General features: G+C 57.6%; 8 protein-coding genes. All 8 read right to left on the reverse strand.

All coding sequences use genetic code 11. The annotated features are described in order from the left end of the window. Positions 1 to 155: 155 nt before the first annotated feature. Positions 156 to 980 (reverse strand): tetratricopeptide repeat protein, encoded by an 825-nt coding sequence (locus VD811_13755; GenBank protein ID HXV22047.1) that lies wholly within the window; start codon positions 978 to 980, stop codon positions 156 to 158. Next, positions 977 to 2,101, reverse strand: a complete 1,125-nt coding sequence (aroB, locus tag VD811_13760; protein HXV22048.1) for a 3-dehydroquinate synthase — start codon at positions 2,099 to 2,101, stop codon at positions 977 to 979. Before aroB ends, VD811_13755 begins: the two co-directional genes overlap by 4 nt. After that, positions 2,079 to 2,621 carry a shikimate kinase gene (locus VD811_13765; GenBank protein ID HXV22049.1) on the reverse strand — a complete coding sequence of 181 codons (543 nt, stop codon included), beginning with the start codon at positions 2,619 to 2,621 and terminating at the stop codon, positions 2,079 to 2,081. Before VD811_13765 ends, aroB begins: the two co-directional genes overlap by 23 nt. Next, positions 2,605 to 3,768 carry a chorismate synthase gene (gene aroC, locus VD811_13770; GenBank protein ID HXV22050.1) on the reverse strand — a complete coding sequence of 388 codons (1,164 nt, stop codon included), beginning with the start codon at positions 3,766 to 3,768 and terminating at the stop codon, positions 2,605 to 2,607. Before aroC ends, VD811_13765 begins: the two co-directional genes overlap by 17 nt. An 87-nt stretch (positions 3,769 to 3,855) precedes the next feature. Continuing rightward, on the reverse strand, positions 3,856 to 6,510 hold the full coding sequence (pilQ, locus tag VD811_13775) for a type IV pilus secretin PilQ (protein HXV22051.1): 2,655 nt from the start codon (positions 6,508 to 6,510) through the stop codon (positions 3,856 to 3,858). A 4-nt stretch (positions 6,511 to 6,514) separates the two neighbouring features. After that, positions 6,515 to 7,042, reverse strand: a complete 528-nt coding sequence (locus tag VD811_13780; protein ID HXV22052.1) for a pilus assembly protein PilP — start codon at positions 7,040 to 7,042, stop codon at positions 6,515 to 6,517. Between the two features lie 16 nt (positions 7,043 to 7,058). Beyond that, the gene (locus VD811_13785) at positions 7,059 to 7,640 is read right to left on the reverse strand and encodes a type 4a pilus biogenesis protein PilO (protein HXV22053.1); all 582 of its coding nucleotides are present in this window, start codon (positions 7,638 to 7,640) and stop codon (positions 7,059 to 7,061) included. A gap of 16 nt (positions 7,641 to 7,656) precedes the next feature. After that, positions 7,657 to 8,217, reverse strand: coding sequence for a PilN domain-containing protein (locus VD811_13790; GenBank protein ID HXV22054.1), 561 nt, complete (start codon positions 8,215 to 8,217; stop codon positions 7,657 to 7,659). Positions 8,218 to 8,255: the final 38 nt, after the last annotated feature.

The following is an 8,255-nucleotide window of genomic DNA, read 5'->3' on the forward strand; positions in this document are numbered from 1 at the left end:
TTATTTCCTTGAGCACGTTCGAATATTCAACGGCGATCAATGACAGGTCGACCCCCTCGCACACCTTGAAATGCTGATCGATGGCGATTCCGTCGTATCCCATGAGGATGGCGCCAAGCGCCCCGCTGGTCCCGTCAACGATACCCCTCAGAATTTCACCGAACATCTGCCCTCCTCCTGCTGATCGAATCGAGCCAGCGCGTCAGGATTGCAAGCTGCTGCGCCGCCGCCGTCTCCCCGGGACCAGGTTCCGAGCCCGCTGCGGTATCGACAGCGGGCACCGGGACTTCCACAATGGTCGTCGCCAGGTCGGCCGGAGCCGTCGCTGCGGGGGCAGATTTCTGTGTCTCTATGCGCAGTTTCAGCTCGACCAGTTTCTGGCGAATTTCTTCATTGTGAGGATCAGCTTGCAGCAAGTCGCGGTAGACCTTCATCGCCCGGCCGAGAAAACCCTGCCGGATGTAGATTTCGGCGATGGTCGGAGTAGAAATGGGATCAGCATGGGAATGGACAGCAGCGACGGGTCGCAAGGGGGTGGCCAAATCCGGCGTTGCCGCGGAAGAAACCAGCGCCGCCAGCATCTTCTGCGCCACATTATCGTCGGGTTTGAGAGCGACCGCCCGCCTCACCAGTCTCAGAGCCTCAACCTGCCCCCCCTGCTGCATCCGGACCCTGGCCAGGCCCTTGAGTGACAGGAGGTTCTCGGGATCGATCAGCAGAGCCCTTTCAAAGGCGGCAGCGGCAGCATCGACATTGCCAAGTTGGACCTGGATGCGGCCAAGGATCGAGTACCCCGGGCTGAAGGAAGGCAGGGCCTTCACCCCCTTGGTCGCCACCTCCAGCGCATCGTCGAGCAAACCCATCTGCCGATAGCTCTCCGCCAGCGAGACAAAGACCGTAGAGCGCGGGTCCTTGGCAAGGATTTCGACATATCCGGCGATCTTGCCGAGCAGAGAACCGGCCGCAGCATTAGGAGTCATAGTCGTACCTGACAGTCCGGGGATGGGAACTGCAGAACTTTCGCGAAGAGGCTTTCGGGGTCCGGGATCTCTCTCACCAGGCAATCTCCAATCCCGCGATTGAGAACAAAGCGCAGCACTCCCGCCCTGACCTTCTTGTCGCGCCCCATGGCCTCCAAATATTCCTCAAGGGGGAACGGCGGCGGCGTGACCGGCAACTCAAAAGCACCCAACAGCGCGGCGATGGCCGCTACCTGCTCTGCTGTGCAGAGGCCGAGTTCTTTGGCGACCGTAGCAGCCACGATCATGCCGATGGCAACCGCCTCGCCATGCCTGACCTCGCCGTAACCGGCCAGGGTCTCAACAGCATGGCCGAAGGTATGCCCGTAATTAAGAATGGCCCGAAGGGAGCTTTCTTTTTCGTCAAGTTCTACAATATCCGCCTTGATTTGGCAAGACCTCTTTACCGCCTCCACCAGCGCCGCCCTCTCCCGTCGACGCAGATGATCGCGATGCTCGCCAAGCCAGTCAAAAAAGCCAGCGTCACGGATGATGCCGTATTTGATCACCTCGGCCATCCCGGCGGCAAACTCCCTCTCCGGCAAAACCTCCAGCGTCGATACGTCAATATGGACGTGCCGGGGCTGGTAAAAGGCTCCGATGAGATTTTTACCGAGAGGATGGTTGATGGCCGTTTTGCCGCCGACCGAACTGTCCACCTGCGCCAGGAGGGTGGTCGGCACCTGGACAAAAGGGACACCACGCAGAAAAGTGGCTGCGGCGAAACCGGTGATATCTCCGACCACTCCGCCCCCCAAAGCGACAAGACCACAGTAGCGATCAAACCCTCTGGCGATCAAGGCGTCGTAGATCTGTTCTAGAGTCCGCAGGTTTTTATACTCTTCGCCATCGGGAATGGTGATCACTGAAGCGTTAAAATTCTCGCGGGCCAGAGCAGTCAGAACGCGCTCACCATACAATCCCTGAACCGTGGGATTGGTGATGACAGCTACTTGCCGCGGGAAATCGGCGGCACGCAGCGCTTCACCGAGACGCTCCAGAATCCCGTCCCCCACCCAGATGGGATAACTGCGCTCGCCAAGGCCGACGGTTAATCGTTCAAGCATTGATATTCCCTTCACGACTTCCAATTTTCTGCAGAATGGCCGTTGCTACCTCTGGAGCATTAAGACCGTCGGTATCAACGTTGATGTCGGCCTGCTCATAGAGCGGCAGTCGGCGGCGCCAGAGTTCCTCCACCTGACGCTGTTCCAGGCCGGCATCGCCGAGAGGGCGTCCCTGTGAACCGGCCAACCGCCTGCGCAGGGTTCCCCATGCGGCGCGCAGGTAAACAATGGTGCCAAGCTGATGCATGACCTTCCAGTTCTCTTCGCGGCCAATGATTCCACCGCCGGTGGCGACCACCGTCCGGTGAACTCCGACGAGAGATCGTAGAGCAGCGGCTTCATAATCCCGAAAACGCTCCTCTCCTTCGGCAGCGAATATCTCCGGAATCGAATGCCCGGCCAACTGGACGATCACCGAATCAAGATCGATCAGACTCAATCCGCCCAGCCGCTCCAGTTCGCGTCCCACCGTGCTTTTCCCGGCGCCCATGAAGCCGACCAGGATTATGTTGTCACCCTTAGAACGACTGGACATGATGGCGATATGCCGCAAGGTTTGTCTGCAGCTCCGCCATGCTGTCGCCGCCGAATTTTTCCAGCATGGCCGCGGCGATCTCGATGGCAACCACAGCCTCGGCGACCACGGCGGCCGCTGGCACGGCGCAGACATCGGAACGCTCCACCACCGCCTGAAATGGCATCTTGGACTTGAGATCGACCGTCTGCAGCGGCTTGTAGAGGGTCGGTATCGGCTTCATGGCGCCCCGGATGACCACCGGCTCGCCATTCGTCATGCCACCCTCAAGACCACCGGCCCGATTCGTCCGCCGGGCGAAACCACCTGGACCGTATTCGATTTCATCGTGCACCTGGGAACCGGGCAGACGCGCGGCGCCAAAACCTGCCCCGATCTCCACTCCCTTGAACGCCTGAATGCTCATCAACGCAGCGGCCAGGCGGCCGTCCAGACGCCGGTCCCAATGCACATGGCTCCCCAGACCAACCGGCGCCCCCAAGACAACTACTTCTACCACGCCGCCAAGCGAATCGCCAGCATCCCTTGCCTGGTCAATGGCGGCGATCATTCCGGCTTCGGCCTCCGGATCGTAGGTACGGCAGGGTGAGTTCTCGCTGAGTGCAAACCGGGCGCGATGATCCGCTTCCGCCGCCGCCTGAGCCACCACCCCACCGATTTCCCTGACGTACCCCAGGACCTCGACGCCGAGCGCCATCAGGAACTTGTGGCAAAGCGCCCCCACGGCGACACGGGCGGCCGTCTCCCGGGCACTGGAGCGCTCAAGGATATTGCGGGCGTCATCCTGCCGGTACTTGATGACACCGCTGAGGTCGGCGTGCCCTGGACGCGGTTGGGTGACGGCAACATCCTCCATCCGGTCCTCGGTCAGGGGCGACATCTTTTTTTCCCAGTTGGTCCAGTCCCGATTCTCGATGGCGAGAGTAATGGGCGAGCCAAGGGTTTTTCCCCAACGAACCCCGGAAAGAATGCGCACCCGGTCCTGCTCGATTTTCATTCGGCCGCCGCGACCGTACCCTTGCTGCCGGCGTGCCAGATGACGATCGATATCCTCTGAACCAACCTCAAGGTTCGCCGGCATTCCCTCGACAAGTGCCGTCAAGGCCGGGCCGTGCGACTCCCCGGCGGTAAGATAACGCAATTTCATAGATCCCATCCTGTGCTAGCAGTCATGAAGAAAGGACAGGCCTAGACCTGTCCTTTCACCTGTTGCCCTATCCTAGCAGAGAAAATCTTAGCGGACAATCCTCGGAGTGATGAAAATGAGCAATTCGGAACGGTTGTCGCTCTTGGTCGAGGACTTGAAAAGATGGCCCAGATACGGGATCTTCCGCAGGTACGGGATGCCGCTTTCACTGTCTGAGGTGTCTTCGACAAAGATGCCGCCAATAACCGTTGTCTCCCCATCCCTCACCAGCAGCTTGGTCTTCGCCTCCTTGGTGCTGATACCCGGGGCCGTAGCTCCCTGCACCAGGGTCGGAGTGCTGTTGCTGGCCGCGATATCCAGTATAATGCTGTTATCGGGGTTGATTTCCGGCGTGACTGTCAACTGAAGGTTGGCATCTACGAACTCGGTCTTGGGTAGGCCATCGGTGCCGGAAGACTGGTAAGGAATCTTGGTCCCCTGGCTGATGGTCGCCGCCTGCCCGTTCAGGGTCGAGACGCGCGGAGTGGAAATCACCTTTCCCTGCAGCGATGTCTCCAAGGCTGAAATCCGCAGGTCGAGAACCGTACTGTCTATCAGTGTACGGCCAAAGGTGATGGCAGACCCCAGGCCGGCATTGCCGGCCTGCGGAGAGATGACAAAATTGCCCCCACCGGATACGGCCGCACGGCTGAGGTCGCCCGAACCGGCGTCATTGTCATTGTAAGTAATAGCCCAGGAAACGCCGAGATTTCTGGTAAAGGTGGAATTTGCCTCGACGATTCTCGCTTCGATCATCACCTGCCGCTCCGGGGTGTCCAACAGCGAGACCAGACTGCGGATCTCCGCGACTACCGCAGGGATATCCTTGACGATAAGCTTCTTGTTTCGGGCATCCTCGGTCAGTTTGCCCCGTTCCGTCAGCAACTCCCTGGAAGGTCCGGCGACATTTGCCAGATTCGTGTAGCTGACAGAAATCGCCTCGGTCACAAGATCCTCAAGCTTTTCCTGTGTTCTGGCCGCCGTCAGTCTCGTTTCTGCCGCTGCCCGGATCTGGTCCTGGGGCATGATCCGGACCACGTTCCCCTCGCGAACCATACCGAGACCTTTGATCTCCATGATCAGGTCCAGCGCCTGATCCCAGGGAACATCGATCAGACGTAAGGTAATCGTTCCCTTAACATCATCGCTGGCGATGATATTAAGATCACTCACTTCGGCGATAAGCTGCAGAATGCGACGGATATCCGCGTCGTCAAAAACCAGGGAAATTTTCTGCCCCGAGTACTTCTCCGGCTCCAACCATGGCATAGCCGGCGATGTCGATGGCTCCCCTGCGGTCGGCGGAGAGAAAACCATTGCATCAACTGGCCGGCTCTCGAGAACCGGACTAGGGGTAACGGGAACTTCCATTTGAACCACGGCAGGCGGCGCAGCCTCGGCAAAGGGTCCATTGTCGACAACGAACTCCAATCCCCCGGCTTTTTTCTGCAGCGAATAGGTGGCTGGTCCTTTTAATTCGACAGTGAACCGGACATCCTGCCTTTTCCCGGACCGAACCGTATACGGGGTGATCAAGCGCACGGCACTGGGAAAGGCCGAAGCATCGATTGTTCTACGCAAGGCGCGGCTAATCTGAGCACTCTTCAGGCCAAACTGAACCACATTATCCTTTTGCACAGCATCGATCACATCAGCCGGGCCGGAAAGGGCGACCCAGAGCAGAGACTTGCCATCCTCAACCTTGAAGTCGACAGCCTCTACGGTTGCCGGGCCCACGGAGGGGGTCTTGTTCGTTTTGGGGGTTTGCCGAGCAGCCTGCTCGCCCCAGCCGACAACCACCGAACTACCCATCTTGTCGACGGTATATTTGGGCAATCGCCCCCCAGCGGCATCAAAGACAAACCGCGTCTTGTCCGGGTAAGTCCCCACCCTTATCCCTTTAAATCCTTGAGTAGCGTTGAATGCACGTTCAGGGAAAGAAGGCTTCACTCCGAAAAGGTCGACCACCAGCCTGGGGGGAGCACCAAGGGTGAAGTGCTGAAACCGCTCAATACGGCCACCAGTATTCAATGTGGCCTGATTGCCCTTTACCTCGACAGATTTAACCACTTTGGAGAGAACCGATGGCTCGGCAGGAGTCCCAGACGCCTCGGGCTTATCACTGGTGGAAACAGTCTGCAGATCTTCTTTGGGAGGCACAACCGGGGAAGCAACTTTCGTCATTTCACCTTCAGTCGCCGTCACCTTCTCGGTTGAACCGGCGGGAGCGGAAGGTGACCCGCCAGGAGACTGAGCAAAGTTGACGCGAAAGACATTCCCGGACTGCAAAATATTATAGGGGGTTTGCGCGGTAAGCAGAAGCTCGACCCGCCCCAGACGGCCCGAAGTGAGGTCGAAGGAAGAGACGCGGATCTCCCGGACAGGCGGCGAATCGACCATGATCGGGCTGGCGACCCCCGTTACATCCATACCCGGGAAATCGATCACGACCCGCATGGGTTCAGAGGAATCATAGACGGTATAACGGTAACCGACAGGATCACGAGTCGTAATGTGAACCGCGGACTGCTCGTCTGCCTTATCGGCGGAAACGGCAAGAACCTGGTTGATCTCCTTGGCCACACTCCCGCTTTGAGCGAAACTCCAGGTGGAGGCGCCGGTAAGGAAGCAGACCATAACTCCAGCGGTTGCAATGCCCCTAGAAACTCTTTCACTCAACCTCATGGTCAACAAACGAGTCATTTCATTAAACTCCTTCCCGTTTAGGAAGCTGGATCGATTCGACACTCTTGCGGATTTCTCCGGAGAAATCGTAGTAACGTTCTTCAACCAGAACCGCATCGGCTTTGATGCCAACGACTCTTCCATCATTTTTGCCGACCTTGATCCCCTTTTTCAGGATATAGGATTTACCATCAGGGGCGATCACCATGGCCCGTGGCTCTCCCTTCCCAAGGATCACCCCGATCAACCGCAGTTGTCCCAGGTCAAACTTTTCCAGGGGAGTCAAGGGAACATCCTGCTGAGCGATCGGTTTCTTTATCGATGTCAGCGGTTCGAAGGGATCGCGACGCCCGGAAGGATCATAGACATACCGCGGGGGGGGAGGCGCTGCAACCTCGGGAGCAACCTGTGGCGCTGCTTCCCTGGGAGGTGGCGCGGCAACTTTTCGCGGTGCGGCCGGTGGTGGCGCGGGGGTGTCCTCGTCACAGCCAAACAGCAGAAAAAGGGCCGCGAAAGCGATAATCATTAACTGAAGCCTTTTGCGGGTCATCGCTGTCCTCTTCGTTTTATTTCGCAGGCGGACTCTCTATGAAACGGAATGTCGTCGCCAGGCAATCGACAGCCAAAACAGTCCGGCCATCTGTCGTCTTGGCGCCTCCCATGGTCAGATTACCCATATTAACGATCCGCGGCAGTTCACCGACCGACTGAAAGAAAAGGGCAATCTGGTGAAACGAACCGGAAAGCTTGAGTTCGACAGGCACTTCTGCATAAAAACCCTTAGGAACTTCCCCACTCGGTTTGAAACGCAACACGTCAAGCCCCTGTTCCTTGGCCAGAGAGGCAATGTTGGTCAATAGTGACGGGATCTCTTTTTCGTTCGGCAACTGGGTCAGCGCCTCGGCAAGTTGCTGCTGCATTTTCTCATACTCGGCCTGGAATTTCGGCAGATCCCTGGCGATACGCCGGTCCTGTTCCAGTTTCGTCTGCAGAGTGGCGCCGGTTTCGAGCAGCTGTCGATACTCCTCATGTTTGGGCAAATAGAGGAAATAGGCGAAACCGCCGATGACAAGGAGCAAAACCACACAGAGGATAAGACCACGTTGATATGCCGGCAGCTTGAGCAGTTTTTCTACGCGAGGATTCATGGGCAATCAGACCTCATTATTGCGCGGGGCTTTTGGGTGGCGCTTCAACACGGCCAACGATATCGAATTTGTGGAGCTTGAGTCCGCCCTGAGCAACCTGTTCGATCACCTGCAGCTCAACGTTCATGTAGTAAGGAGAAGCCTCAAGGTCGCGCAGAAACTGCGCTACGGTCTCTTCATTCATACCGAAACCGCTGATCGATATGGCGCCGGCGGACGACTTGAACGCGCTGATCCACAGTTTATCCGGCATTCTGCCGCTCAATTCATCCAGCAGATGTACCGGTCCGGATTGACCCTCCTTGAGTTTGGCCAGAATGTCGAGCTTGCCCTGCAACTCTTCCTTCATCTTCTTGAAGCGACCGACTTCCCCAATTTGTTTCTTGAGCCGATTGATCTCATTCTCTTTCCTGGCATTTTCCTCTTTGGCTTCAGCCACCTTGTTCAGCAGCGACAGATAGACAACTGCACAACCGGCCGACGCAATCAAAACACACGCGAGCAGGAGGACGAGCTGTCCACGTAATTTTTCCTTTTTCTGGGCTGCCTTGACCGGTAACAGATTAATTCGAATCATTTGTCACCCAACCTCCTCATGGCAAGCCCGGCAGCGAC

Source organism: Desulfuromonadales bacterium, assembly GCA_035620395.1.
Classification (GTDB): Bacteria; Desulfobacterota; Desulfuromonadia; order Desulfuromonadales; family DASPGW01; genus DASPGW01.

Bases quoted from the DNA above. Each gene is read 5' to 3' on its own strand.
- VD811_13785 (HXV22053.1), bottom strand. From the start codon at position 7,640: ATGAATCCTCGCGTAGAAAAACTGCTCAAGCTGCCGGCATATCAACGT.
- VD811_13755 (HXV22047.1), bottom strand. From the start codon at position 980: ATGACTCCTAATGCTGCGGCCGGTTCTCTGCTCGGCAAGATCGCCGGA.
- VD811_13780 (HXV22052.1), bottom strand. From the start codon at position 7,042: ATGACCCGCAAAAGGCTTCAGTTAATGATTATCGCTTTCGCGGCCCTT.
- VD811_13765 (HXV22049.1), bottom strand. From the start codon at position 2,621: ATGTCCAGTCGTTCTAAGGGTGACAACATAATCCTGGTCGGCTTCATG.
- aroC (HXV22050.1), bottom strand. From the start codon at position 3,768: ATGAAATTGCGTTATCTTACCGCCGGGGAGTCGCACGGCCCGGCCTTG.
- pilQ (HXV22051.1), bottom strand. From the start codon at position 6,510: ATGACTCGTTTGTTGACCATGAGGTTGAGTGAAAGAGTTTCTAGGGGC.
- VD811_13790 (HXV22054.1), bottom strand. From the start codon at position 8,217: ATGATTCGAATTAATCTGTTACCGGTCAAGGCAGCCCAGAAAAAGGAA.